The sequence below is a fragment of the Bacillus siamensis genome (genome assembly GCF_051628075.1).
GTDB lineage: Bacteria > Bacillota > Bacilli > Bacillales > Bacillaceae > Bacillus > Bacillus siamensis.
Genome location: NZ_CP155579.1, coordinates 1,817,776 through 1,844,128, shown reverse-complemented (window position 1 = coordinate 1,844,128; position 26,353 = coordinate 1,817,776). Strand labels below are relative to the sequence as shown.

Below are 26,353 nucleotides of genomic sequence, written 5' to 3'. Positions count from 1 at the left end.
AAAATAACTCTGTGGAGCATATTTGTGTTGATTATCTTGTTAGTGATTATTGGAATCGTTTCTTACAATCAAACTCCTTCTGCAGGAGACGCAGCTGAAAGATTGCTTTATAGCGTCTCATCAACGTCCTCATTCAGTATAGAATATACACGTGTATCATGGGGCTGTCCGTTTTGATACATATACCCTCTCAAAATTCCTTCTGATTGAAACGCTGCATTCTCAATGAAAACAACAGCGCCTACCTGTTCCATTGAATCAAAAGGTTCCAAACCATAATAGCGTGTTACGATTGCATCCTGAAAAACAAGAAAATATTTGCTTTGCATCTTTCTTTTCAACTTCTCTAAGAATAAGTCTGTCCGTTTCTATTACAGGAAGCATTTATGATTCCCCCTTTAGAAGATGGAAATGTGAGAAGAAAATATATGCAGACGAACTTTTTTTCAAAAATAAACTAGCATCCCTATCAAACTTTTACATTCAGCATAATATGTATTAATCCTCTTAAGGGAGGTGAGATCATATGGGCGATTATGGTAGCTCCTTTGCGTTAATCGTGGTGCTATTCATTTTATTAGTCATCGTCGGTGCTTCTTTCCTCGGCGGTTATTAAGAGTCCTCCTTACCTCCGCATCCATGTCAGCATTACCTCTATGATCGTAAGGCGCCATAATGAATTCATTATGGCGCTTTGCTGTTTCCTCATTTAACTAACTCTTTCAAACGAAAAAGATCGGCGATGCATGAATGCAGCCGACCAATGGATTTCATAGATTACTGTGTAAGGTTCACGTCAATAACGTTATAGAAGGCATTGGAAGTATCCGCGACATCCCATACCCCTAAAATGATATGATAACCGCTTCGATCAGTCGGCACAAAAATCCTATGAGTCAGATTCGTATCTGCCTTGGAGCCATCGTGGTTTACCGTTCCGATTAATTCGAATTCATCCCTCGACAAAGGTTTATTCGGATTCCAATTTTTCTTGGTGATATAATAGTGCCACTTTGATGTCGCATGGGGTGCAGTGTAGTGCCAAGTAAAAGAATTAAAGCCGCCGCGTATATTCTGTTTTACCCAATAATCTGCAGTCTGCTTGTCCAGACCGAAATCAATTTGTCCCGATCCTCCGTTTGCAGATGCAATTCTTCCATCCGGCGGACCTGCAGCCGGAAATCCTTTCGGCCCTTCAACAGACTGAGGATTATCAATGACGGAGCCATATTTCTGAGCAGCCGCCGTCCAGCCCATTGTTTGTTTCTCTAATGCTCCCATGTACGCTCTGCTGACGGGATCTTTTATATACCCGTGTGCAGATGCATCACTTGAATAGAAAGCGCCTCCAATACCGAGAGTAACAGTTAAAACTGCAGCTTTGACTAAACCCTTCATCTCTACATCATCCTCCCTCTTTTGTAAATAAAAACCTTTCAGTATATACACTTCACGATGGAGGATGAAATGACCTTCCTTTTCTTGATAGGAAAAAGCAATGAGGTTCGCGCTCTTCCCTTTGTTTTTTATAATCATAAAAAAAGCCGGACCGTTTCTGATGTCGAGTCCGCGATGTTCAAAAACCGGCCCGCTCCGCCTGACTCCATTTAATCTTTGCCGGTTTCTCTTCGGATCACCGGTGCTACTTCTGATGCTAATCGTTCGATGTTTTCCGCAGCTTTTTTAAACGGCATACCGCCTATATCGATTTGCGCGAGAAACCGCTGATGGCCAAAGAGCTCATATTGGCGCATGATTTTTTCAATGATCTGCTGTGAGCTTCCGACAAATAAGGCTGTTTCTTTACCGGACGCCCGCTCAAAATCTTCCCTCGTTAAAGGTTCATGAATCCCGTGGTATGAATGAACATGAGACCAATAATTAGAATGATACGGGTAAAATTCTTGTATTGCCTGTTCATTCGTTTTTGAAATGAACGTATGCCCGGTTACGGCAACTTTCACATGTTCCGGCGGATGACCGGCTTTAGAAGCTGCTTCTCGGTATTTGTCAACAAGTGGTTTAGATGATTTCGGATCACCGCTCAATACAGCTAATGCCAGACCGGCACCTGCTCTTCCGGCCCGCTCCGCACTTTCCGGAGTTCCTGAAACACCTAACCACAGCGGAATGCTTCCGTGAAAAGGCTGAGGGGAAATTTCTGCGTCATTCAGCGGCGGCCGGTAACGTCCTTTCCAGGTGACCGATTCTTCCCCCGAATTTAATTTCAAAAAAAGCTCAACGTGTTCTTCAAACAGTTCTTTATAATAACCCACATCATAACCGAAAAGAGGAAACGAGTCTAAAAATGCACCGCGTCCCGCTATGATCTCCGCCCTTCCGTTTGATATCAGATCAAGCGTTGCAAAATCCTCAAATAAACGGACGGGATCTGCGGTGGATAATACAGTCGTGGCACTCGTAAGCTTAATGTTTTCGGTGAGCTGTGAAATCGCTGATAAGATGACCGGCGGCGACGACACTGCATAATCAAGACGATGATGCTCGCCTACGCCGAATACATCAAGCCCTGCGTCGTCAGCCAATTTCGCCAGCTTTATCAATTCCTCTACCCGCTGCTTTGCGCTGACTGTTTTCCCTGTCAGAGGATCGGGGTATAATTCTGCAAATGAATAAATTCCAATTTCCATACCATCATGATGTTCAGCCCTCACGTTTCTCTCCTCCTGCACTGTGTAAAAAAACTTTTATGCTGTTATTCTATTCAGCCGTTTTACAAAATGGAATTCATCCAAATAAATACAGCATCTTAGCATCCAGAAGTTCCATTACATTCCTCCTGCCAAATGCGAAACCGCGCAGGCAAGAACACACCTCGAAAAAGCTAATTCGAATGCATGCGTTCACTTTCAATCCAATCGTAATATTGGTCATAAAGCGCACCTATACTTCCGGCATCAAGGGCGATAACTTCACACCCTCTGTCATCATATACAAAGAAAATAATGTCTTTTGCAATATTCACAAAGAAAACATCGGGATAATCAACGGTGTAACCCCCAAATCTTGGCTTCAGAGGAAAATCTTCGTGAGCAGCTGCCTTAAGTAATGGGGTAATACGCAAATCCTTCCGTTTACATAACAAAGAAAACTGCTGCATCTCGTATTCTTCTGCATCATCTTCTTCGAACGGATACGGACAGGTCTCCACCTGAATCCGATATAAATCATCCTTGCACTTCAGAAACGGCTGATAAATTTTTAATTTTCTGGCGTCATTACCTTGAGCTTTGTGCTTATATATGTTTGCAACAAGGAATAAGTCATCGTTTTGTTCAAACAGCTCATTAAAAATTTCGGTCATTTGATGATGGACACACTGAAAATACTCAAGATTCAGCTCACCGTTTTCATTAAATGGATATATATTACGGCCAAGAGAAAAGTGAATTCCAACGTCCCATTGATGATAAATGCTCGGCATTAATTTTAAAGCCGGAAACCTTTCCTTCAGATAATCCTTTATTTTCATTCAAAACATTCTCACTTTCTGTTAATGATCGACCCACTTTTTATTTTTTCGCCTTGTAATATTATTCCGATTGGAATACAATGAAATAGAACACTGTGAACCCCATTAATCAGGGTGGATGCTGGTCACATTCATCCTGATCCTTTTTTCACAAGCTCACCTCACTGCAAATCCTTCCATTCAAACTGCAAAACGCTAAAAACTTTGGATCTTTCGTGATATGGTAAGAGTTATTTAGGCTTTCCATCACATTCACCCTCTCCTCGAATTTTACAACGTTACGGTAAATGATTTTCATTGCTTTGCCAAGCTGAATCTCATTTGATCGTTACTAAACTAGCATTTTTTTCAATTCCGTAATCCATTGGTAATATCGGTAATTTTATTGAAGGATTTAACTTAAACGCAAAAAAACCTGCCCCCGGCAAGGTTTTTTCCGTTAACTTTTTTGTTTTAACCATTCTTTCTTTAGCAGTGCGTATTGGAAAGTGTTTTCATATTTAGGTGTTTCATCCTCATATTTTGTAAATGAAATAAATTCAAGAAAATAACCTTCTTTACGCATACCTAATCTTTCACATAATTTTTGTGACTTGCCGTTATCATCTTCAACGTATGCATAAAGCCTTCTTGCGTCTTTTTGCATAAAGAGATACTCAAAGAAAGCCTTTGCACTTTCACTGGCGTATCCCATCCCTTCAAATCGAGCATTGAAATTCCAACAAACGGAATATGTATCAGGCTCTTCTTTTAAATAAAATAGTTCTCCGATCAGATCATTACTGTCTTTTAAACAAACAGCAATATAAGAATCATCTCTGCTTCTTTTTTGAACGTTTAAGACGGCTTCTTCTATCGTAGAAATTTTGTCATCAAGAAAGCAGTTCACTCTCGGATGTGCCGAATATTCCAAAAGGCCGTGCGAATCTTCCTCGGTAAAATTTCTTAAAACTAAGCGAGGGGTTTCAATTTTTTGCATTTGTTAGTCTCCTATTTTTGAAATGATTCTTCAACAGGCCTCGCCCGTTTGTTAAAGAACGATCTCAATCTATTTTTACTATATATGTTATCTTTTTTGTCCGAATCAATAATGTTTAATGCTGACGTTTTTTTAAATGATCCTCATTAAAGCTTATTGAGTAACTTTTCAAACTTATTCACGCTCATAATTTCATGAGTGAGAAATTTTCCATTATAAAATACGCTGGCGCTGAAAGTTGTCCAGATGGCCGGTGATGTTTGTGCCTTATCTTTGGAGGATAATCGATGAGCCTGAAAATGAAGCCCTTTCTTTTCAGTCAGTTCCTTCAAATCCCCTAACACTCCGACTGCGAATGGACATTGAGCTGTATAAAATATTGTCCCCTCATCATTAACGAAATAACGTTTAACCTGTTTTTTAAATACAGGAGGAGCCGCATGTTCATTCCAGGTCAATGACATTAACTGAAAATAGGGTTTTGCTTCATCTTGCAAAGTAAATCCCATATGCTCGAAGAAATGCTTATCACTTAAATAGGGAAGTTTTTTCTTACCAACTATATGAACAATTCCATCCATACCGCGGGATTTGGCATCTTCCGCACATTTATCTAACAAGTGTTTCGCATGTCCGCTGTTCTTATATCTCCCCGAGACCCAAAGACAATTAATATACATAAAATTAGGAGCGCTTATCGGAACCCACGCTTTTTCTGCAGGTAAATATTCAATAAAAACTTTTGCCCGCTCGTTTAATCGATAGAACACCAAACCATCAGCCATTCGATCTTTAAGCCAGCTTTTCTTTTCCGCTACGGCCTTCTCATATTGTTTCGCACCTAGTGCGCAGCAAATATGATTGTCATCAATATTGTCCTTATTCAATTCAATGTATTCCATTATGATCTCCCCATTCCAAGATCAGCGTTTAACCCGACATTGTTAAGCTCATGATTTTTCTATAAAAAACTGCTTTCTCAGAAATATAGAGTCCCAAAACCAATAGATTAACGCAGCAGTAATGCTCATCATGTAATAAATGAAATTCTCGAAAACTCTAACATTAATGGACTGACTCCCCATGCACCAGAACAAGAACACAGCTAAAAAAGCGACTGCTGTATAAATGAAAAGATGAATCAAACTACACTTTTTCGGCTTCTTTCTTAACCAAAATTGCACAGGAACAGCAAATAAAAAGTAAGTGACGAAAGCGTAAAAAGCAATGATAACCACAGTGACTAATGCGAATGGCACAAAGCCCGAGTATACAAACATATACAATCCAAAAACCAGACCAAATGATAAACTTGAAAAAGCCAATGTGAAAGCATAACATTTTAAGCTGCTCCGCGCCGCCCCTTCCATTATTGCACCCGCCTTTTAAAATTCAGTTCTCTAATTTTTCATTTTCTTCCTGTTATTTAAATCAGTATATATTGATCACTTTAAAAGATCTATATTTTTTGAAATCTTTTTTTGCCCATAAAAAAGGTCAAGGAGATACCTTGACTATGATCTTCACCCGGTTCATCGTGTTCAAATCCAAAGGCCGGTAAGTATCAATATAACGGAACTGACTTCTGCAAGAAAGTTCCGTTACATGACTAATCCAAATTTTGATCAATCGTTCCTTCAAAATAGTCATCGCTGACCTGTTCATGTGTTTCAGCCAATCCTTTTTCCAGTTGCGTATTTCCCTCATAATCTGATGTGTCAAAATATTTCCCTGCCGTATTTGTTGTTTCAGTTTCTTTATGATGAGTTTGTGTTTCCGTGTCTGCCTCGTTTGTTTTAGTATCGCCGGCTAAAGATTGCTGCTGAGAATCATAGTCCTTGTCCAAAGAAGAAAATCTTTTGTAATCGTCCGGTCTGTCTGCGCCATGTTGTTCAGCCATGTTATTCACTCCATCTTGATCAATTTTGTTTGACGGGTGTAACTAAGTGTTTTCAACTGTTCTTATTGTGTCTATGGGAATCATATTCATACGCTATTCGGTGGATTTTCTAAAAAGAAGCTTTAGAAAATCGCTTTGAATTAAGGCTTTCAAGGATAACCTTTGCCTATAAATTCTCCTTATCAATTAGCCCATCACACCCAATAATCGCACTTCATAAAAAATAAAATCCCCTCCTTCTGAGATGGGGAGTTATCTGTTTTTCTCCGAATGTAAGGGTTTTCAAAAGAAGGGTATTGTGATAAATTGTAAGATAAGTACCAATTTTCTGCAAACATTCAAAAGGGGTGTATTTTGTGAAAGCAGTAGTAGCAACCAAGGACAAAAATATAGCGATCGTACAAAAAGAATTGCGTCCTTTGCGACACGGTGAAGCCAAAGTTAAGATGGAATACTGCGGTGTATGTCATACTGACTTGCATGTTAAAAATGCTGATTTCGGGGATGTGACAGGCGTCACTTTAGGTCATGAAGGAGTAGGCATTGTAACCGAGATTGGTGAAGGCGTAACAAACCTGAAAAAAGGAGACCGCGTCTCCATTGCATGGATGTTTGAAAGCTGCGGCCGCTGTGAATATTGCTTAACAGGCCGTGAAACCTTGTGCCGAGATGTGAAAAATGCCGGCTATACAGTTGATGGCGCAATGGCTGAAGAAGCAATCGTGGCGGTTGATTATGCAGTGAAAGTGCCTGAACATTTAGATCCGGCAGCCGCAAGCAGCATTACCTGCGCAGGTGTCACAACTTATAAAGCAGTAAAAGTCAGTGAAATTAAACCTGGTCAGTGGATCGGTGTATTTGGAGTCGGCGGTTTGGGCAACTTGGCTGTTCAATATGCAAAAAATGTCTTTAACGCTAAAGTAATTGCTTTCGACATTAGCGATGAAAAATTAAACTTTGCTAAGAGCTTAGGCGCTGACGCGGTTGTAAACAGTTTAAACGAAGACCCCGTCAAGGTGGCTAAAGAAGTGACCGGCAATTTAGGTCTGGATGCCGCGGTCATTACTGCTGTCTCAAAAATCCCTTTCAATCAAGCGATTGATGTTGTAAAAGCCGGTGCGCGTGTAGTGGCTGTCGGTTTACCGGTCGACAAGATGGAATTAGATATTCCCCGTCTTGTGTTAGATGGTATTCAAGTAGTAGGTTCATTAGTAGGAACCAGAGAAGACCTGAGGGAAGCTTTTCAATTTGCTGCAGACGGTAAAGTTGTACCTAAAGTGACAAAACGCCCGATCGAAGACGTGAATGATATATTTGAAGAAATGGAGCAAGGGAAAGTGACCGGCCGTATGGTTATCGATTTTACTTCCTAATCATTAAGGCTGCCGGGAATGATACGGCAGCCTTTGATCTCTATTCTTGCGCAGCGCCCTGGCCTTTGTCATTTTAGTTCTGACCAATCGGCGATTATTCATTTTACAATTACTGAACTAACCCTGATACCAATATAATACAAGGTCATTCATTGCTGAAGCGTAACCCTGCTGTCTTAACATAGTTGTTATGCTGCCTCGATGATAAGTGCCATGATTGGCAACATGGAATAAAATTTCTGAGTAAGCCGTTTCTCTAGAACCTAACCAAGGATTATTTATGTTCATTTTTTGTTCTAAATCTGTTTGGTAATTCATCCATTCTTCAAACTGTGAAGCCAGTTCATCATAGGACGCCGCAAATTCATCTGCTGAATATAAATGAGTCCTTTCTGCATAAGCGGCAGAACCTTCCACTGCTTCCTGCATGTCTATTCCTTTAAGTACTTGCAGCCACATAGCATCCGCCGCGCAGATGTGACTGAACGTTTGAGCAATTGTAGGATATGAACTGCGAACTTCTTCATAAAGAACGTTACTTGGTAATTCCTTTATTCTTTCTAATAACGCTTTATTCGCCCAAACATGGTACTGATACATATTTTTTGCATGGTTCATTTAACATCTTCTCCTTTAAAGTTGATACTTATGATTATAAAAAAAGATATATGACAGCAGATCGTCATACATCTTGATAAACTTTCATTATTTTTTTGGCTTCAGCGATTAATTTTGATTGCAGCTGCATCGGTTTTATTATTTTAGCTCCGCTGCCAAAACTTAAGAGAATTGATATAAGCCATCCGGCATGCAGAGGCTGATAAACAGAAATGGTAAACGTCATACTTCCATCACTGTTCATGACTTTAGACGCGTTCTGAAATTGATCTAAAGCTTTTGCCAGAGAATTGGGATCAACCCAAATGACAACATCCTCAAACCCTTCCGCATTGGAGTCTGAATAAGATGAATCATCTTTCACTTTGTGACTGTGCATAAACTCTTCTTGAGTCAGCGTTATATTCATCATACGTGACACTTTAAATTCTCTGACATCTTGACGTTCTCTGCAATAACCATATACATACCAATTACGGAACTTATAATGGAGATGGATTGGTTCTGCTTCACGTGAGGTAAATTCATTTTTATTGCTGACATAATCAAAGCGTACCACCTGTTTTTCATGTATAGCTTTTCGCAGCTGCCTTAAGGAATTCGGTTCTGTTCTAAGGCTTTCCAACTCAACATACAACGTCCTGTTGTTGCCGCTTGTATCCAGAGGTTTTAATCTATCTATCGTATGTTCTACTTCCTTATCTTCAAAAAGACTCGATAAACTGCTTAATACAGTGATTAGATTTAATACATCGTGAGATCCGATTAACTTTTATCAAATTTGTATCCTTTCATCATCCCGAAACCGCCGTTAGCACCTTGATATGAAACGATCGGTATTCCAGCAGCACAAATCGCTTCGATATCTCTATAAATTGTCCGCGATGATACTTGAAATTCATCAGCTAAACTGGAAGCAGATAAAATTTCATTATGTAAGAGCTTGAATATGATTGATAATAAACGTTCTAATTTCAACTCTCAATTCCTTTCCCATCATTGATTAAGATCAGCGGTAATCGTTGTTAAGATCTTGTTTTGTTCATTTCATCGACATTTCCGCCTTATAGATGGTAAAATTTTTTAAAACAAGCAAAGGAGCACTGTTATATATGAGTCTTATCATTCTAGCATCCATGCTTTTATGGGGTGCAGTGATCCACGAACTAAGCAAACCTTCCAAAAAGCAAAGTAAACGAAAAATGATCTCTTTGGTATCCTTGGGTTCTTTGTCTACTTTAGTCATTACAATTTCGCTTTTTTCTAATTTGAATTGACCGACATATATCATGAGGAAACTCTGGCGAGTTTCCTCATGACACTGACGATCTACTCACTACACTTTTTACAGTAAACCTTATCAGCGAATTTACTTAACACTCTGTCCATTCTCCCCACAGGCATCATCTTCTCACTCGGAAGGGTAATATGAGCTGTCAGCCCATCACCAGATTTTAATGTTTTCCCGCAGATGGAGCATTTTAACTCTATATTAAAGAAATCTTTTATTCCCATTCAAAAGCCCCCTTATTTATTTTTATAAAAGTAATACGTTACTGCTTTATAAAAGTTTCAGGCTAAAGCTTTACTCATGACCGGGGCAGTTACTTCGTTCTGGTTGATCTGTGCCCGCCCCACAGGTTAATCATGATTGGCTACCAGCATTACCTTGCTCTGTGTCCAATCTTTTTCGTTCACTTTAATGCGTTCTCTTCCAAAACGAAATGTTAACCAAAAAGGAAAATACCTGTTATTTGTCGTATACTGCGCTTGCCCGGGAAATGATGAATCATTCTTTCTTGATTATTTCTCATTATCTAATTCATTTCGTGCGAGGTTAACTCCGCTTCCATCGTGAAGTAAAACGGCATATCTAAAGGTTCTTACTCTCAACTAAACATGCGTGTGCAGCCTAAGGAGAACCGAAAATGATATTTCATTCATCAGTCCTTCATTTAGACAAAAACTTCATTTTTTCTCCTTTAGACTAAAATCCATGTCGAAATTTATCGTTCGGCATAGTATATACTATCCTAACAAGAGGAGGTGGCAATATGAGAAACTACGGTGGCAATTATGGCGGAACTTCTGGTTATTCAGGCGGAAGCACTTTCGTCTTGATCGTTGTGCTTTTCATTTTGTTAATCATTGTAGGTGCTGCTTTCCTTTAATAGCACATTGACGAACCATATTCGTCTCCCAAGAAAATTGCATCTCACAGTTCGGACAGACGCCATAAGATCTTTTTATGGCGTTTTCACTTTTGGAAAGAAGACCATAAAGTAAATATTTCATTTTTACTCTAAAGGTTTTTTATAGAATGCGGATTTCACATAAGAAAAGCCGGACTCCTCATTTAAGAGGTTCCGGCTTTTCTTATTGTTCGACCTTTGTTATTACCATTGGTACAAATGCGGGAAATACTTGATGTCCCGCTGCACACACCCGCTATTATAATATTTCAATACAGCCTTCTGTTCCATGTACGCGGATTCGTTGCCCATCTTTTATCAATTGGGTTGCATTTTCAACTCCAACAACTGCAGGTAAACCGTATTCACGCGCTATAACCGCTCCATGGGTCATCAGTCCGCCAACTTCAGTGACCAGGCCTTTTATGGATACAAACAATGGTGTCCAGCTGGGATCGGTAAACGAAGTAACTAATATATCCCCCTCTTCCAAATTGGCATCTTCCATGTTTAAAATAACACGTGCCCGCCCCTCTATGACTCCCGAGGAAACGGGCAGCCCTGCAATCGCTCCGGCCGGGAGATTTTCTCGTTTGTACTCGCCTGTAACGATTTCGCCGTCAGACGTGATAACACGCGGCGGAGATAGTTTTTCATATACTTTGTACTCGTCTTTTCGTGTGCTGATGATTTGGTAATCCAATATATTTGTGCGTACGACTTCTTGAAGTTCTTCAAAAGTAAGATAGTATATGTCTTCTTTTTCTTGAATAATACCCGCTTCGGCGAGTTGTTCGGCTTCTTTCAGTAAAGCCTGCTTATAAACGAAATAGCGACTGACCATGCCGTATTTTGGATATTCCCTGAACCCGCTGAAGTTCCGGATGATGCGGATCATTCGTTCGGTTTCTTTGGCTTTTTGTTCACCATCCGGTAATTGCTTCAATCGATCTAATAACTCTTGTTCTTTCTTCAACGCCTCCTGCCGCCCTTGCTCAAACTTCCGACGGCTGGCATTTGGCTCATAGTTTTTGAGGTTATTAAGAATCATAGGGACAAGTGCAGTTGGTTTTTCGCTCCATCGAGTTCTTGTCATATCAATTTCTCCGGCACATCGCATTCCGTACTTGTTGAGGAAAGCATAGATGGCGTCATGGATTTCCTGTCCGCCTTCAAACTTCACCAGCTCATCCAAAAAGGAATCATCTTTTACATCCTCTAAATAAGCAATGACTTCTGGATAAGGACGGATCACATCGGCGACGTCTAATAGCGCAAGCCCCATTTCTGAAGTAATATTATGGGGTACAGATTGAGAAAGCGTGTCTACTGCGTTTTTTTCACCTAACCACTCGTTCATTTTTTCGTTAATCCATGATGAAGCATCCATTGCAGTTCGAATCAATACCGAACTTTTTGGGTTAAATAAAATCTTCTTTAATTCCTGGATATCTTCCAAAATAAAACGAAATAAATCAGATCCTGATTTCGTCTGGATGTTTTGTTTTAACTCTTCTATCGATGTTTCACTGCTCTTAATCAAATCAGAAACAATTGCCGGATCGTTTTCAGTTTGATCCGGCATATCTGTATTGCCTTTGCCGGGAATCGGTGCCGTTTTATCATGTATCGGCTTAATGAAATCACTCCGCTCTATTATGGTCATAAGTGCGTCTTTTAAGAGCGGATCGTGCTGCCCCATGCCTTTTAAGAAAACTTCTCTGACATTAGCGGATGCCAGCTGATGTGTGACATCAACAAATAGCCTTCCTCCGGCTTTACGCATGGGTGCAGAAGTCGTCATCAGAAAAAAAGACAATCCAAGGGGTTTTATGGGGTCCGTCATCATTTGTTGATGACCAACAGAGATATAGACGTGATTTTCTTGATCGTTCGCTTCAGGAACGGGGTATAACGTTGTGATCGGACGACTCTGGACAATATAAAAAGTATCGCGGTCCAAACACCATTCGATATCTTGCGGCTGGCCGAAATGAGCTTCGATCTGCCTCCCGATACGTGCCAGCTGTAAAATTTGTTCATCAGTCAGTGTTTGAATCTTTTGCTGATCAAGATCAATCGCTTGTGTTTCCGTTCCGCCTTCTTTTCGTCCATAGACAGCCTTTTTTTTAGTTTCTATTCTCTTATCGACGATTTGCCCGTCCTGTACTTTATAACAATCGGCGGATACTAAGCCGGAGACCAATGCTTCACCAAGTCCAAAACCGGCATCAATGGATAGCAGCTTTCGATTTCCGGTCAACGGATCAGCGGTAAATAAGATCCCCGAAGCCTGAGGGAAAACCATCCTTTGGATGATAACGGATAAATAAACTTGGCTGTGATCAAATCCATTTTGCATACGGTAAATGACTGCGCGATCAGTAAATAGGGACGCCCAACATTTACTGATATGCTGCAAGATTGCATCGACACCGGTAATATTTAAATAGGTGTCTTGCTGACCGGCAAAAGAGGCGTGCGGTAAATCTTCAGCAGTTGCACTAGAACGCACGGCATAGGCATGTTCTTCGCCATACCGGGAGAGATAGCAAGCAACTGATTTAACTACATCGGAAGGAATTTCTGCTTCCATAATGGTTTGCCGAATTTCCCTGCTGATTTTACCGATTTGATCCCGATTCTCCACTTTCAGCATGGTCAGTTGATCAAACAGCGCTTGTAACGCTTCATTTTGTTCAATGGCTTTTTGATATCCTGCTGTTGTGACACAAAATCCTTCTGATACTTGTATTCCTTGAATTTTTGATAATTCCCCTAAATGCAACCCTTTTCCTCCAACGAGCAAAGGCTGTATTTTTTCAATTTCGTGGATACCGAGAACCAAAGAACTCATTCTATATCTCCCCTTCAAAAAAAAATTGACAAGAGCTTTCCAGCATGATATAATCATAATATAAGATGGATAACTATGACCTTTAACATAGAGAGCACGCGTGATCTGATTATATCACCGTGTCTGTTTTTGTGCAATATAAAAAGAACCTGGCCAAATTGGCGGGGTTCTTTTTTAATTTTCTAAGGAACTCCTGAAGTTGAATGATATCTGTGAATCCATTGCAAAAAGGTATCTCCACGGAGTCAGAATGATTATCTGTTTCCTCCGATAAATGACATTATTTATAAGCAGCTTTGCCATCAAAGCTTTTTAGCTGTTAATTGTTTTTTCATTGATCTCCCGGCAAAAACACTCTCTTGACGAACCGCACTTATCATTCATTTTCCCGAAAACTCTTCAATGCTGTATTGAGATCCTTTGTGTGAGTGTAAATGTTCTTATACAAATCGAATAGTGTTTTATATTTTTGAACATTTTGTTCTTTCGGATAGAATACAGCAGCCTCACGTATGAATTGCTCTGCACACTCTTCAAGAGATTCAAACCACCCGCTCCCGAAAGCAGCTAACATAGCAGCTCCCATGGCCGGACCTTGTTCGTTTTCTAACCTAATCACCCGCGTATTGAAAATATCAGCTTGCATTTGAAGCCACGTTTCATTTTTAGCTCCCCCGCCAATAGAGACAACAGAATCAACTGATTTTCCCGCTTCGCGGAATAGCTCAATTGATTCATTCAAAGAGAATGTGATGCCTTCCATTACCGCCCTCATCAAATGCTCTCTTTTATGGGCCGCATCCATTCCGATCAAGCTTCCCCGAATAGATGAATCAGCATGCGGCGTTCTTTCACCAACCAAATAAGGAGTATACAGCAGTCCATTTGCTCCTACCGGAATAGCTTCCACCCCATCCAATAATTGTTCAAACGATTCGTTTGGCGCAAACGTTCTTTTGAACCAGTCTAAGCTGTATCCAGCAGCGAGCGTGACTCCCATCGTATAAAAAGAATCCTTTTTTCCATGATTAAAATAGTGCACTTTCCCTTTAAAGTCTCTTTCTTTGTCTTCTTCACAGGAAAGTATGACCCCTGACGTCCCAATACTGCATAATGTTTTTCCGGATGAAAGAATACCGGCTCCAATTGCACCGCAAGCATTATCCGCTCCCCCGGCGTACACTTTTGTTTTTTCCATCAGCCCTGTCTCCGCCGCGACGTTCGGAAGCAGCGATCCTACACAATCATGTGATTCAACAAGCGGAGGACAAATATCTGCAGAAATACCAAATTGATTGCAAATCTCATCGCTCCACTCCTTGCGGATAATATGCAAAAGTAACGTTCCCGCCGCATCGGAGTATTCAGTGTGAATGGCACCGGTCATACGGAATCTCACATAGTCTTTCGGAAGCAAAAAAACAGCAGTTTTTTTAAAAAGTTCAGGCTCATGTTCCTTGACCCATAACATTTTAGGTAATGTAAACCCTTCCAGGACACGGTTTTTTGTGATATCAAGCAGATGATCGCCAAATGTCTCGGTCATTCTCATACATTGAGGAGTCGTTCGGGTATCATTCCAAAGAATCGCATGACGCAGCACCTGTTGATCTTGGTCAAGCAGGACTAACCCATGCATTTGTCCTGAATAGCTTATCCCGTCTATATCTTCGGCTTGAACGCCGGATTCAGAAACCAAATCAGCCAATGCATCAATTGTTTGCTGCACCCAGTCTTCGGGATTTTGCTCACTATACCCCGCCTTCTCTTGAATAAGCGGATATCTTTTAGACGTTTCTGCACAAACCTTGCCGTTTTGATTGACTAAAATGGTTTTAACGGCGCTCGTTCCAAGATCTATTCCAATGACATACTTCATTTTTTCACTCCTTTCCCTCTCAATAGATCCCCATTGAAACTTCCCGCCAGAACGGGAAGCTCCGGGGCAACTCGGCTTTTTCCTGCTAAAACTTTTTAGCGGATCAAGCTTCTTTGTTATACCTCTAAAATGTATTGGTTCAATATCGCTTTTAACCGCTCCTGTCTCCCTGATTCATTTTTAATTGGCTGATTGTTTAGCGCATATTGCTCAAGTGTCTTAAAATCAGCTCTTCCTTCTGCAATTTCAAGACCGATCCCTTCGGTAAAGCTGCGATAACGATGCTGAATCACATCTTCAAACACACGGTCTTCGATTAATTTGTGAGCGACTTTCAATCCCCTTGCAAATGCATCCATCCCTGCAACATGGGCATAAAGTAAATCATCAGGCTCAAAAGAAGATCTTCTGACCTTTGCGTCAAAGTTTAATCCGCCGCTTCCAAGGCCGCCATTTTGCAGGATTTCGTACATGGCTAATGTCGCAGAATATAAATCTGTCGGAAATTCATCTGTATCCCAGCCTAAAAGCGGATCACCTTGGTTCGCATCAACAGATCCAAGAAGGCCATGCACTCTCGCCATACGTAATTCATGTTCGAATGTATGCCCGGCTAAAGTGGCATGATTGGCTTCGAGATTTAATTTAAAATGGCTGTCTAAGCCATATTGCTTCAAAAAGGCAATGGTTGTTGCCGCATCTGTATCATATTGATGAGTGGTCGGCTCTTTCGGTTTTGGTTCAATCAAAAATTGCCCCGTATACCCGATTTCCTTCGCATAATCCACTGCCATATGCATGAATCTGGCCAAATTATCAAGCTCAAATTTTAAATCCGTATTTAACAATGTTTCGTATCCTTCACGTCCGCCCCAAAACACATAGTTTTCGGCGCCAAGCTCTTTTGCTGTTTCCAGCCCTTTTTTTACTTGTGCTGCGGCATACGCAAACACATCTGCATTGCAAGAAGTCGCCGCACCATGAACGAAACGGGGATTCGTGAACATGTTTGCAGTATTCCATAATAGCTTCACGCCGCTCGTTCTCATGTACTCTTTCATCATGCTCACGATAATATCTAAATTTTGATTTGTCTCTTTTAACGTACTTCCTTCAGGTGCGATATCCCGGTCATGGAAAGCAAAAAATGGCGCATCCAGTTTTTCAAACATCTCAAATGCTGCTTCTACTCTCGCCCTCGCCAGATCCATGCCTTTATAATGATCCCACGGTCTTTGCATCGTAGCTGCTCCAAACATGTCTGTACCGTCAGCGGTAAATGTATGCCAATAAGCAATAGAAAACCGCAGGTGCTCTTTCATTGTCTTTCCGCCGATTACTTCTTGAGGATTATAATATTTAAATGCTAAAGGATTCGTGGAATCTTTCCCTTCATAAATCACTTTGTTTACGCTTTCAAAATAGCCGGCTGTACCGGAATGAGACTGAGCCATGACATTTCCCCCTTAAAAATAAATTCAAGCGCATTTTAAGTCACATTACATATTAGTTTGTTGCCTAAACAAACTAACTTATTTTCATCTTATATAACCTCATCAGTATTTTCAATATTTTTTTTAGTTTTTAACGAATACATTAGATATAATAAGGTTGGAATCGCTATGTGTGACGCTTCGCATGATAACACAGAAAACTCAACTTAATTTAAAGATTATACAAATGGAGTGGATGAAGTGGATATCGCTGATCAAGCCTTTGTCAAAAAAGTAAACCAAAAGTTATTATTAAAAGAAATACTTAAGAATTCACCTATTTCAAGAGCAAAATTATCTGAAATGACCGGATTAAATAAATCAACCGTTTCATCCCAGGTAAACACATTAATGAAAGAAAACCTTGTATTTGAAATCGGTCAGGGACAATCAAGCGGCGGCAGAAGACCTGTCATGCTTGTTTTTAATAAAAAAGCAGGATACTCCGTAGGAATAGATGTCGGAGTGGATTATATTAACGGCATTTTAACAGACCTTGAGGGGACAATTGTTCTTGATCAACATCACCATTTGGAATGTAATTCCCCTGAAATAACGAAAGATATTTTAATTGAGATGATTCATCACTTTATTGCGAATATGCCGCAATCTCCGTACGGGCTTATTGGTATAGGCATATGCGTTCCCGGATTAATTGATAAAAATCAAAAAATTGTTTTCACTCCGAACTCCAACTGGAGAGATATTGACTTAAAATCTTTCATAAAAGAGAAGTTCAATGTGCCTGTTTTTATTGAAAATGAGGCAAATGCCGGCGCATATGGAGAAAAAGTATTTGGTGCTGCAAAAAATCACGATAACATGATTTATGCAAGTATCGGTACCGGGATAGGAATCGGCGTTATTATCAACAATGATTTATACAGAGGGGTTGGCGGCTTCTCTGGAGAAATGGGACATATGACAATAGACTTTAATGGTCCGAAATGCAGCTGCGGAAACCGAGGCTGTTGGGAATTGTACGCTTCAGAGAAGGCTTTATTAAAATCTCTTCAGATGAAAGAAAAAAAAGTGTCCAATCAAGATATCATAGACCACGCCCATCTGAATGATGTTGAAACTTTACGTGCATTGCAGAATTTTGGCTTCTATTTAGGGATAGGCCTGACCAATATTTTGAATACATTCAATCCGCAAGCCATCATTTTAAGAAACAGCATCATTGAATCGCATCCTATGGTTTTAAATTCAATCAGAAGCGAGGTGTCGTCCCGGGTTTATTCCCAATTAGGCAATAGTTATGAATTATTACCATCTGTTTTAGGAAAAAATGCATCGGCATTGGGAATGTCCTCTATTGTAATTGATCATTTTCTTGATATGGTTAATCATTAAGTTTTACGCTGTTTTTTCACATAGGACACGATATGAAAAAGGAGTTCTAAAATAGAAGCTCCTTTTTCCTGTGCACATTATTTTTCTTTATAACGAAAATATCTGAAGTCAGCCGGAATGTGGTGACCGCTGGTATCTTGGCACTGCATTCCTACAAAAGCTCCTGTAAAGAATCCTCCTCCGCGGATGTAATCATCTGATAATTTTTTCGATTCTAAGGTAATGTCAATTTTATGCCAGTCGTCTTTGTTAAACGAATAGAAATAATAATATTTTTCCTTTTCGATATTCACTTTTAAATAGACATACTTTACTTCACGGGGAATCACAATTTTATTTTTTAATGGCTGTGAAAAAGAAAAGTTATCACATATTGTTAATTCAAGAATACGGCCGAGTTCTTCATCATGCGTAACTTGAAGAGCCGTCCAGTTCTCTGTATTGTAATAGTTCACCAGACCAGCGGCTTGCTGAAAATTTTCCGGGAAAAACGCTACAGCTGTTTCCGCTTCAAAATGGAGACTTTGCCAGCGTCTGGCTACAAATGCCTGAGTAAATACCGAGGTTAATGATTCATGACCGTATAATCGCAAATGATTTGGCACTTGAGTCAATGAACCTAATTCTTTCGTGAACGGAATCCTTAACGTTTGAAAATTGATATTTAATGTTGAGTCCTCGAATTCATCAACTTCCGGGTACGTTGCTTCAAATATAGTTTCAGGTATAGAAGGCGCTTCCACCTCCAAACTTCCTTCTTTTCCGCCAGCTACATAAGGCCATTCATCTTTCCAATAGAGTTTTTGAATAGCTGTTTCTCTGCCCAAAGGACAATAACCTCGCTGCTGAAAAATTGAATCATCGTCCGGATGAATAGGACGTCCCGTTAAATGAGCTAAATACCACTCACCTGTATGTGTTTGAACGATGGATGCATGCCCGCATTTTTGCAGCGGATTTTCCGGATCATGCCATGACGTTAAAATAGGATTATCAGGATGAACTTCATATGGCCCCTCAATATTTGCAGAACGGGCAATTGTAGCAGCATGTTCGAACCGCGTTCCTCCTTCTGCGGTTAATAAATAATAATAGTTCCCGATATGATAAAGGTGCGGCGCTTCCGTCAGCTTTCTTTCAGTTCCTTTAAATATCACTTTCGGTTTTCCAATTAATTTTTGCTCCTCATCAGAATATTCCTGCATGACAATTCCTCCGAATGAGTGCCGATCAATACGCTGATCCCATAACATATTTAATAAATATTTTTTTCCATCCGTATCATGGAATAAAGAAGCATCAAATCCCGAGCTATTTAATGTGATCGGCTCCCCCCAATCACCATCAATCGTGTCACAAGTCACTAAATAATTGTGGCAATCTTTCCAGGCGCCATCTACTACCTTAACATCCGTATAGATCAGCCAAAACTTCCCGTCGCTGTAACTTAAACATGGCGCCCAGACCCCGCCTGAATTAGGGTTTCCTTTCATGTCTAATTGCGAAACTCTCTGTAATGGATGTGCAACTAAGTGCCAATTCACTAAATCTTTTGAGTGGTGTATCTGGACTCCTGGAAACCACTCAAATGTAGATACAGCGATATAATAATCCTCTCCTACCCTGCAAATACTTGGATCGGGATTAAATCCTTTAAGTACCGGATTGATAATCTTCATGCGGAACGCCTCCTCAGCTATTTTCTGTTGATTCATCATATTTTAAGCTTTGAAATCATCTATATGATCCAAATAAACTTTGTCTCTATTCTCTAATTCTCGAACCATGTTTTTATATTTTTTCTCATCTAAGTTATAGAAATTAATATCAATCATGGCTAAAACCAGTAAGAACACGGGAATAATGGTGGTTGTAATTAAAATTCCCGTCAATGCCTCCGCCGTTTGCACCTGATTTGCCACATATCCAAACTTATCTAAAACCAGCCCAGGTATAACCCCTCCCAAGGCCATGCCGAATTTAAAGAAAAATCCGATAATAGCGTATATGAGCCCGCCCATTCTTTTCCCGGTTCTGTACTCTCCATATTCTATTGTTTCAGGAATGAGCGCCCACATATATCCCCCGGCAGTGAGACTTCCGGCAGCAGCAATTAATCGAAAGAAGAGTATGAGGAAAACATTACTTGACGGAACAAACAATAAAGCTAAGAGGCCGATCATATTCAGTAATAATGCGTAGTTTAGTAATTTCTTCTTCCCCAATAGTTGATGAAGCTTTGGAATAAAAGGTAAAATGACCAGAGCGGGCAAACTTCCTAACAAACCGTACCATTTCACTAAATCCGCTCTTTCTAAGTTATACGTCACGTAATAGATGCCGACCGAATTACTTATTGAATTCACTCCAAAAATAATAATAAAGAAAATACTCAGTACAACAAGCGGACGATTAACACGAAATTGCTCAAATATATCCGAAAATTTAATTTTTTCTTCAGATTTTTGAAGAGTGACACGCTCTTTTGTGCTTTTAAAACAAAAGATTAAAAGACACCCGCCTATGAATCCCATAATGGCCATGGTTAGCTGCCAGCCAAGAGATTCGCTGCCTGAAGTATCGCTTAAATAAGCAGCCAGTAAGGGAACAAAAAATGCAACGACAAGTCCCCCAAGATTTGCAAATAACATACGGACAGATGTTATACTAACAACTTCTTGATTATTTCTGGTCATGGCAGAAGTTAACGCGCCATACGGAACGTTTATCGCTGTGTATGTAAGCGACAAGCCGACATATGTTATATAGGCATATATTAATTTCCCCATATCTGAAAAATCGGGGGTTGTAAAACAGAGGATGGCCAGTATGACAAATGGAAAAGCTCCGAATAAAAGATACGGTCTGAAGCGCCCAAACCTGCTATTCGTTCTGTCTACTATTGTTCCGATAAAAGGATCAGCGAGGGCGTCGATGATTCTGACCACTAAAAACATCGTACCGGCGGCGGCTGCCGATAAACCAAATACATCTGTATAGAAGAACAAAAGATAAGTAGACACCGTTGCATAAATTAAATTACATGCAAAATCCCCAGACGCATATCCAACTTTTTCAGCCATGCTGATCTTCTTTACATTTTCACTGAGCATAATTTCCTCCCCTTTTCGATCCTTTCATAAGGAACCAGTATGAAAGGATATAACATGTCTTCAAATTTATTGGGCAGTACGCACTTCATAAAAGCGCTTTCATAAAAGAATAGCCGATGACTTTCACAGAGCATTTTCATCAGATAAATGGTGATCAGATGGCTGTAATTTCATCTTATATGCCCGGAAAGGATAAAAGCCCCGTGCTTTCATTTTTTATATTCTTCTTTCGAGCCCCTTATCCCCCTTCCATCATGCATTTAATTACGGGTAATTTAATCGGATTTCTTAGTTTGTTGAGCAAACAAACTAACTTGATTTAATCTTATAAAATCTGATCTGCTTTTTCAACTCCTTTTTCAGAAAATTTACAACCGGCCAAGGACATACCATAGTGTAATTGCCAACTGCTTCGACAGACGTATTAGTAAAAATCCCTTGTGCCTAAATGATAAGCACTTCCATCACCTTTTCGTTTAGAAAAACGTATCAAGAAACATGCACTAGAAAAAATGCGAATCATATATAAGTGATATCCCGTTTAATTGGTTGAGGAGGATATGATGAAACCTATGCTGCCTTTTGAAAAGTATTTCGGTGATTTAGAACTGGTTTATGCATTTTATGGAGCTATGCCTACCGGTGTTACGGTTTCGGAAACTGGTCGTATTTTCATTTGTTTTCCGAAATGGGGAGACGATGTTAAATTTACGGTGGCGGAAATAGTTGGGGATAAATTGCAGCCTTATCCTGATTTACAAACCAATTTGGTTAACCCCGAGACTATCAAAATGACTTTCATCAGTGTCCAAAGTGTAGTTGCTGATGGAAGGGGAACGCTTTGGGTACTAGATACAGCGGCGCCCAATTTTTCTGAACCAATTAAAGGCGGGGCAAAATTAGTCGCTGTTGATTTAAAAACCAATACAATCAGAAGAGTGTATACCTTTACAGAAGATGTTGTCCTGCCCACAACTTACCTGAATGATGTCCGATTTGATTTTCGTGTTGGAACTGCAGGTTATGCCTATATAACGGATTCTTCTTCCAAAGGACCAGGAGCGATTATCGTCGTTGATTTAGAAACCGGAAATGCATGCAGACAGTTAAATGGAGCAACTCCAACTTCACCGGATTCCTATTTTATACCGAAAGTAGAAGGCAACATTTTGATGAATCGTAACAGGGATGGTTCAACTGCCCCATTTAGGCTGGCATCCGACGGTATTGCGATTTCTCCTGACGGGAAGGTATTATTTTTTTGTCCGCTGACCAACCGCCATTTGTTCTCGATCTCAACAGAAGCCTTAAGAGATAGAAATATACCGGACATGGATTTACTTTATCATGTGGCGTATTGGGGAGAAAAAGGTGCGTCTGATGGAATGATTACAGATGCAAAAGGAGCCGTTTATGCCGGAGATTACGAGAACAATAGTATTCGAAAAATACTGCCGAATGGCACAATGCAAACCATCGCACATGATCCTAGAATTTTATGGCCGGATACTTTTTCGATTGGTCCGGATGAATACTTATACGTCATCGTGAACCAATTACATCGGCAGGCTAGATTTCATTATGGAAAAGACTTACGACAGAAACCTTATAGTTTACTTCGTATAAAAATCGATGAATTACCTGCTCCTTCCTATTGAAAATTAAAATTGAAGGAAATCATATCATATCCTCATTTAAATATAAATGATTAATCGAGCCGTTTATAATCGCCCTGTTGACGTATATAAGAAAAAACAGACCTCCCTTAAGCCTCAGAACCTAAATGAAAAGGTCTATCATGAATATCAGCTGAGCAAGCCCTTTGGGACTGACCCCCGTTTTTGAGACAGGGATCAAAACACCTTTAAGCAGCCAGCTGTCGGTATGTGACCGGCGGCTGGTTGTTTAGTTTCGTTTGAATACGAATGTTGTTATAATAGTGTATATAGGTTTCGACAGTTTGTTCTACGATGGTCGTCGTAGTGCTTTCCAACCTGTCGAGGTAGAACGTTTCAGACTTTAGTGAGGAATGAAACGATTCGATGGAGGCATTATCAGCGGGCGTCCCTTTGCGGGACATGCTCATGGTAATGCCTTTTGTTTTAACAGCTTTCTGATACTCATAAGATGTATAAACAGAACCTTGGTCACTATGTAACACGCAGTTCTCTGGCAGTGCGGGCAGCTGATCAAGTGTGTGTAAGACAAAGTCTGTGTCCTGTCTATCGCCAATCGTAAAAGCAATCACTTCTCCATTGTATAAATCAAATATACTGGAAAGATGCAATTATTTCTGCCCATAAGGCAAATATGTGATATCCGTTACTAGCTTTTCCAGAGGGCGATCAGACTGAAAGTTTCGATCCAATATATTCTCGGCCACGGCATATGGCTGCCCATTCTTCTTGCGCTTTTTCACCTTAACCCGGCATTGCCACTGATTCTTCTGCATAATGCGCTGAACCGTTTTATGATTAATACGTATTCTCTTTTTTAGTATGGCTGTGATTTTCCGATAGCCATATCGATACTTGTGTTCTCGGCACAACGTGCCGATTTGTTTTTCTAAATGGTATTTAGGGTTATCTTTCATCAGATTCTTCTTCCAACGATAATAAGATGCTCGTGAGATACCTAAATGAATACAGATATCCTTTATGGTCATTGTGCCGCGCAATGCTTCTACAAGCTCGACTGGCGTTTCGCTATCAGCTTCCTTTCCAATTCGTTGTACTTTTTTAACACTTCATTCTGTTGTCTCAGATAACGATTTTCTGCCTGCAGTTTCTCTAATTCGGAAGAATACTCTGGACCTTTTCCATAAGAATATTGCTTTCCGACAGGTTGTTCGAATCGATGTGTATCCCCAGCTTTATACCACCTGACCCATGTCTGCACCTGCGTCTTATTCTTTATATTCAATTCCTGCATGATCTCCTTCACAGGCACGCCCGCCAATCTCATTTCTACAGCCTTCTGTTTGACTTCAACCGGATAACTCACTCTTGCCCTCATAGAAAAACACCTCCAAGTCTAATTTCGGATAACAACGATCCGTTTTCAAACTTGAAGGTGTTTTTTGTTTGTCTCATATTATGGGGTCAGTCCCCTTTGATGGGCAGCTTTTATTACAGAGCCGGGGTGATACCAACACCCTGGTCTTTTTATTTAGGGAAAAACACTGTAACCCGTCTGTATTTTACAGTTTGTCACGCTTTTCTTCTTTTTGAATCTGGGGCAGCAATGAAATTTTTCTAGGAAATATTTAGACATGAAAATATAACCATCACTTCCTACCTATACTCCCATATCTCAGAGAAACTTGAAAATTCATCAGTTGATGATTTTGAAGAATATATATGTTTAGTATTTTTGGCGGTCAAAACCAAAAAATCCCCCGACACCAATAGTGCCAAGGGATTGAGGGATTAATATTGAGACATGTATTGTTCGCGCTCCCACGGATGAACTTGTGTGCGGATTATAACCTAGGCAATATTTCAATGTCATAATGCATGATAAACGTTGAATTAAAAAGGTTTTGTTATTTCACTTCGAATAAGAAATCATCAAGTATATTATATTTGTGGGTGTTTTGTGGGTGTCTTTGTGGGCGCCCACATCTATTTCTTTTTAGATTTTTATTGTAATCTAAAGGTATACGTATAAAGGGATTAATTACATGTTTTCGCTTTATGAAGATGGGGTCTGATAAAAAGAGACAACTCCAATTATCATTAACACGATGACTATCCCTAAGATGCTCCATAATGTTATTTTAACGCCTTTTGTCATATTATGACCCCCATCTTTTAATTGAGACTTTTTTTTATTATGTGCCGACTGGCTTTTCAGCTAATATATAAGTACCGACTGGCTTTTCAGCTACATGTTTATTTGAAAACCCCATTAAGCTCGCAACAGCTAACCCGCTCAAACAAGCAACAGATAATGCCGCAAAAAGAATTCTCTTTTTCATCAAATTCCCTCCAACTGCTTCATTTTCTTTTCAGCTAAAATAGCTTTATTAGAAAACTTTAGAGCCTCTTTATAAAGTCCCCTTTCTTCAAATTTTTTTGAAGTGATTAGAGCTAGATCGCGAATGCTGTCAAAGTCATTTTGTTCTGCTAATCTGTTCATATGACTGTGAATCCGATCAACACGCTCATTTAAAGGACTTTGTGAAAGCTCATGAATAATATTTATTTTAGCTTCGTATATTTTATTCTGTTTTTGTCTAAGATTTTCCTGTCCCTTTTTCAAATAATATGATGCTTTATTGTTTTCCCCCATCATCACTAGCTCTTTTGCGATCATATATAATGAATTTATATAATACGATGATCCACACCACTCTTTATTTCTTAATGCATGCTTAATCGTATTAAGACAATCTTGCGGCCGCTTCGCTTCTGAATATGTAATGCTTAAATTGTGATGAATCATAGCCACGAAAAATGAATCATCCAATTTCTTTGCCACTTTAATTGCTTGTAAATAATGTTCCTCCGATTTTTCGTATTGTCCCAATTCAGTGTAATTATGAGCAACCACCATTAAAGACGTCGCAAATTGCTTCAAGTAATTTTCATTATTCTTAAAGATATTCATTGCATTGGTTATATAATTTAACGATACGATGTTCTGGCCCAACATCATGTACATAGAGGCAACCTTTGAATAAAATTCTGCAGCTTCAATTTCATCCGGTATTAATGAAAGCTTTTTTTCAGCGATGTTAAATAAACTTATGGCGCTCTCGAAATTCCTATTATATGACTCGAAAAGCGCTTCAAATAAATAAAAATAATATTCAATCATATGGTCTGTTTTTAGGATTTCATCAGCGTGGTTCTCATTAAAGTATGAATGAGGCGGCAGCTCCTCCCCTTTAACCTGATACAAAAGCATTTTATGCCTTTCTTCCAGCAGAGAATAATACATTAACACCTCTTGATCCTCTTCCATTTCATCTAAAAGTGGTTTGATCTCTTCAAAATATCTCTCAGCAGACTCATCGTCTTGTTGTTTTATCGCGATATACCAATCATTTAATATATTTGCAACTCTTTCAGAAGCCAGTTTACTCATACGATAAAC

The 26,353-nt window shown here is 39.7% G+C and carries 21 protein-coding genes and 3 pseudogenes; 5 read left to right on the top strand and 19 right to left on the bottom strand.

Annotation, left to right across the window (positions count from 1 at the left end; genetic code table 11):
* Positions 1–107 precede the first annotated feature (107 nt).
* A pseudogene (locus ABDB98_RS09115) lies at positions 108–384 on the bottom strand (GNAT family N-acetyltransferase).
* A 142-nt stretch (positions 385–526) separates the two neighbouring features.
* On the opposite strand from ABDB98_RS09115, the gene ABDB98_RS09110 reads away from it, so the two are divergent.
* Positions 527–616, top strand: a complete 90-nt coding sequence (locus ABDB98_RS09110) for a YjcZ family sporulation protein (RefSeq protein ID WP_082761591.1) — start codon at positions 527–529, stop codon at positions 614–616.
* Between the two features lie 161 nt (positions 617–777).
* Here ABDB98_RS09110 and ABDB98_RS09105 read toward each other — a convergent pair whose 3' ends face one another.
* The 7 genes from ABDB98_RS09105 to ABDB98_RS09075 all read right to left on the bottom strand — a co-directional run bounded on the left by ABDB98_RS09105 (position 778) and on the right by ABDB98_RS09075 (position 6,372).
* Positions 778–1,398, bottom strand: coding sequence for a lytic polysaccharide monooxygenase auxiliary activity family 9 protein (locus ABDB98_RS09105; protein WP_438422031.1), 621 nt, complete (start codon positions 1,396–1,398; stop codon positions 778–780).
* A 209-nt stretch (positions 1,399–1,607) separates the two neighbouring features.
* Complete coding sequence (locus tag ABDB98_RS09100) at positions 1,608–2,675, bottom strand: LLM class flavin-dependent oxidoreductase (protein ID WP_060962697.1); 1,068 nt, start codon at positions 2,673–2,675, stop codon at positions 1,608–1,610.
* A gap of 170 nt (positions 2,676–2,845) precedes the next feature.
* Complete coding sequence (locus ABDB98_RS09095) at positions 2,846–3,493, bottom strand: DUF3885 domain-containing protein (protein ID WP_438422030.1); 648 nt, start codon at positions 3,491–3,493, stop codon at positions 2,846–2,848.
* A gap of 439 nt (positions 3,494–3,932) precedes the next feature.
* Positions 3,933–4,472 carry a GNAT family N-acetyltransferase gene (locus ABDB98_RS09090; protein ID WP_438422029.1) on the bottom strand — a complete coding sequence of 180 codons (540 nt, stop codon included), beginning with the start codon at positions 4,470–4,472 and terminating at the stop codon, positions 3,933–3,935.
* A 146-nt stretch (positions 4,473–4,618) separates the two neighbouring features.
* The gene (locus ABDB98_RS09085) at positions 4,619–5,374 is read right to left on the bottom strand and encodes a GNAT family N-acetyltransferase (protein ID WP_438422028.1); all 756 of its coding nucleotides are present in this window, start codon (positions 5,372–5,374) and stop codon (positions 4,619–4,621) included.
* A gap of 48 nt (positions 5,375–5,422) precedes the next feature.
* The gene (locus ABDB98_RS09080) at positions 5,423–5,842 is read right to left on the bottom strand and encodes a UPF0715 family protein (RefSeq protein ID WP_438422027.1); all 420 of its coding nucleotides are present in this window, start codon (positions 5,840–5,842) and stop codon (positions 5,423–5,425) included.
* A 239-nt stretch (positions 5,843–6,081) separates the two neighbouring features.
* Complete coding sequence (locus ABDB98_RS09075) at positions 6,082–6,372, bottom strand: YozQ family protein (protein ID WP_060962702.1); 291 nt, start codon at positions 6,370–6,372, stop codon at positions 6,082–6,084.
* Between the two features lie 356 nt (positions 6,373–6,728).
* On the opposite strand from ABDB98_RS09075, the gene adhP reads away from it, so the two are divergent.
* Positions 6,729–7,745, top strand: coding sequence for an alcohol dehydrogenase AdhP (adhP, locus tag ABDB98_RS09070; protein ID WP_438422025.1), 1,017 nt, complete (start codon positions 6,729–6,731; stop codon positions 7,743–7,745).
* A 117-nt stretch (positions 7,746–7,862) separates the two neighbouring features.
* Here adhP and ABDB98_RS09065 read toward each other — a convergent pair whose 3' ends face one another.
* From ABDB98_RS09065 to ABDB98_RS09055, 3 genes and pseudogenes are all read right to left on the bottom strand, one after another.
* The gene (locus ABDB98_RS09065) at positions 7,863–8,363 is read right to left on the bottom strand and encodes a DinB family protein (RefSeq protein ID WP_438422024.1); all 501 of its coding nucleotides are present in this window, start codon (positions 8,361–8,363) and stop codon (positions 7,863–7,865) included.
* A 64-nt stretch (positions 8,364–8,427) separates the two neighbouring features.
* A pseudogene (locus ABDB98_RS09060) lies at positions 8,428–9,341 on the bottom strand (helix-turn-helix transcriptional regulator).
* 351 nt (positions 9,342–9,692) lie between these two features.
* Positions 9,693–9,878 carry a hypothetical protein gene (locus ABDB98_RS09055; protein WP_438422022.1) on the bottom strand — a complete coding sequence of 62 codons (186 nt, stop codon included), beginning with the start codon at positions 9,876–9,878 and terminating at the stop codon, positions 9,693–9,695.
* A 539-nt stretch (positions 9,879–10,417) separates the two neighbouring features.
* Here ABDB98_RS09055 and ABDB98_RS09050 point away from each other — a divergent pair.
* Complete coding sequence (locus tag ABDB98_RS09050; RefSeq protein WP_438422021.1) at positions 10,418–10,534, top strand: YjcZ family sporulation protein; 117 nt, start codon at positions 10,418–10,420, stop codon at positions 10,532–10,534.
* A 280-nt stretch (positions 10,535–10,814) separates the two neighbouring features.
* Here ABDB98_RS09050 and ppsA read toward each other — a convergent pair whose 3' ends face one another.
* The 3 genes from ppsA to xylA form a co-directional block, all read right to left on the bottom strand.
* Positions 10,815–13,412 carry a phosphoenolpyruvate synthase gene (gene ppsA, locus ABDB98_RS09045; RefSeq protein WP_438422019.1) on the bottom strand — a complete coding sequence of 866 codons (2,598 nt, stop codon included), beginning with the start codon at positions 13,410–13,412 and terminating at the stop codon, positions 10,815–10,817.
* Positions 13,413–13,788: 376 nt separating this feature from the next.
* A complete protein-coding gene (gene xylB, locus ABDB98_RS09040; protein ID WP_438422017.1) occupies positions 13,789–15,291 on the bottom strand; it encodes a xylulokinase in 1,503 nt (500 codons plus the stop codon).
* Between the two features lie 116 nt (positions 15,292–15,407).
* Positions 15,408–16,745, bottom strand: coding sequence for a xylose isomerase (xylA, locus tag ABDB98_RS09035; protein ID WP_438422015.1), 1,338 nt, complete (start codon positions 16,743–16,745; stop codon positions 15,408–15,410).
* Positions 16,746–16,985: 240 nt separating this feature from the next.
* Between xylA and xylR the strand changes: the two genes are divergently transcribed.
* Entirely contained in the window at positions 16,986–18,140 is a 1,155-nt protein-coding gene (gene xylR / locus ABDB98_RS09030; protein WP_438422013.1) for a transcriptional repressor XylR, read from the top strand.
* A gap of 77 nt (positions 18,141–18,217) precedes the next feature.
* Here the strand turns inward: xylR and xynB are convergent, their stop codons facing one another.
* Positions 18,218–19,819, bottom strand: coding sequence for a xylan 1,4-beta-xylosidase (xynB, locus tag ABDB98_RS09025; protein WP_438422011.1), 1,602 nt, complete (start codon positions 19,817–19,819; stop codon positions 18,218–18,220).
* Positions 19,820–19,861: 42 nt separating this feature from the next.
* Positions 19,862–21,253 (bottom strand): MFS transporter, encoded by a 1,392-nt coding sequence (locus ABDB98_RS09020; RefSeq protein ID WP_438422010.1) that lies wholly within the window; start codon positions 21,251–21,253, stop codon positions 19,862–19,864.
* A 563-nt stretch (positions 21,254–21,816) separates the two neighbouring features.
* On the opposite strand from ABDB98_RS09020, the gene ABDB98_RS09015 reads away from it, so the two are divergent.
* The gene (locus tag ABDB98_RS09015) at positions 21,817–22,911 is read left to right on the top strand and encodes an L-dopachrome tautomerase-related protein (protein WP_438422008.1); all 1,095 of its coding nucleotides are present in this window, start codon (positions 21,817–21,819) and stop codon (positions 22,909–22,911) included.
* A gap of 206 nt (positions 22,912–23,117) precedes the next feature.
* Here the strand turns inward: ABDB98_RS09015 and ABDB98_RS09010 are convergent.
* The 3 genes and pseudogenes from ABDB98_RS09010 to ABDB98_RS09000 form a co-directional block, all read right to left on the bottom strand.
* Positions 23,118–24,268 (bottom strand): annotated as a pseudogene (locus ABDB98_RS09010) (IS3 family transposase).
* 817 nt (positions 24,269–25,085) lie between these two features.
* Complete coding sequence (locus ABDB98_RS09005; protein ID WP_438422006.1) at positions 25,086–25,232, bottom strand: PhrK family phosphatase-inhibitory pheromone; 147 nt, start codon at positions 25,230–25,232, stop codon at positions 25,086–25,088.
* Positions 25,232–26,344, bottom strand: coding sequence for a Rap family tetratricopeptide repeat protein (locus ABDB98_RS09000; RefSeq protein ID WP_438422005.1), 1,113 nt, complete (start codon positions 26,342–26,344; stop codon positions 25,232–25,234). The genes ABDB98_RS09005 and ABDB98_RS09000 overlap by 1 nt, the downstream gene beginning before the upstream one ends.
* Positions 26,345–26,353 lie beyond the last annotated feature (9 nt).

Excerpts from the sequence above, each read along its gene's own strand:
- ABDB98_RS09110 (WP_082761591.1), top strand. The coding sequence starts at position 527 with ATGGGCGATTATGGTAGCTCCTTTGCGTTAATCGTGGTGCTATTCATT.
- ABDB98_RS09105 (WP_438422031.1), bottom strand. The coding sequence starts at position 1,398 with ATGAAGGGTTTAGTCAAAGCTGCAGTTTTAACTGTTACTCTCGGTATT.
- ABDB98_RS09095 (WP_438422030.1), bottom strand. The coding sequence starts at position 3,493 with ATGAAAATAAAGGATTATCTGAAGGAAAGGTTTCCGGCTTTAAAATTA.
- ABDB98_RS09090 (WP_438422029.1), bottom strand. The coding sequence starts at position 4,472 with ATGCAAAAAATTGAAACCCCTCGCTTAGTTTTAAGAAATTTTACCGAG.
- ABDB98_RS09085 (WP_438422028.1), bottom strand. The coding sequence starts at position 5,374 with ATGGAATACATTGAATTGAATAAGGACAATATTGATGACAATCATATT.
- ABDB98_RS09080 (WP_438422027.1), bottom strand. The coding sequence starts at position 5,842 with ATGGAAGGGGCGGCGCGGAGCAGCTTAAAATGTTATGCTTTCACATTG.
- ABDB98_RS09075 (WP_060962702.1), bottom strand. The coding sequence starts at position 6,372 with ATGGCTGAACAACATGGCGCAGACAGACCGGACGATTACAAAAGATTT.
- ABDB98_RS09065 (WP_438422024.1), bottom strand. The coding sequence starts at position 8,363 with ATGAACCATGCAAAAAATATGTATCAGTACCATGTTTGGGCGAATAAA.
- ABDB98_RS09055 (WP_438422022.1), bottom strand. The coding sequence starts at position 9,878 with ATGGGAATAAAAGATTTCTTTAATATAGAGTTAAAATGCTCCATCTGC.
- ABDB98_RS09050 (WP_438422021.1), top strand. The coding sequence starts at position 10,418 with ATGAGAAACTACGGTGGCAATTATGGCGGAACTTCTGGTTATTCAGGC.
- ppsA (WP_438422019.1), bottom strand. The coding sequence starts at position 13,412 with ATGAGTTCTTTGGTTCTCGGTATCCACGAAATTGAAAAAATACAGCCT.
- xylB (WP_438422017.1), bottom strand. The coding sequence starts at position 15,291 with ATGAAGTATGTCATTGGAATAGATCTTGGAACGAGCGCCGTTAAAACC.
- xylA (WP_438422015.1), bottom strand. The coding sequence starts at position 16,745 with ATGGCTCAGTCTCATTCCGGTACAGCCGGCTATTTTGAAAGCGTAAAC.
- xynB (WP_438422011.1), bottom strand. The coding sequence starts at position 19,819 with ATGAAGATTATCAATCCGGTACTTAAAGGATTTAATCCCGATCCAAGT.
- ABDB98_RS09020 (WP_438422010.1), bottom strand. The coding sequence starts at position 21,253 with ATGCTCAGTGAAAATGTAAAGAAGATCAGCATGGCTGAAAAAGTTGGA.
- ABDB98_RS09015 (WP_438422008.1), top strand. The coding sequence starts at position 21,817 with ATGAAACCTATGCTGCCTTTTGAAAAGTATTTCGGTGATTTAGAACTG.
- ABDB98_RS09005 (WP_438422006.1), bottom strand. The coding sequence starts at position 25,232 with ATGAAAAAGAGAATTCTTTTTGCGGCATTATCTGTTGCTTGTTTGAGC.
- ABDB98_RS09000 (WP_438422005.1), bottom strand. The coding sequence starts at position 26,344 with ATGAGTAAACTGGCTTCTGAAAGAGTTGCAAATATATTAAATGATTGG.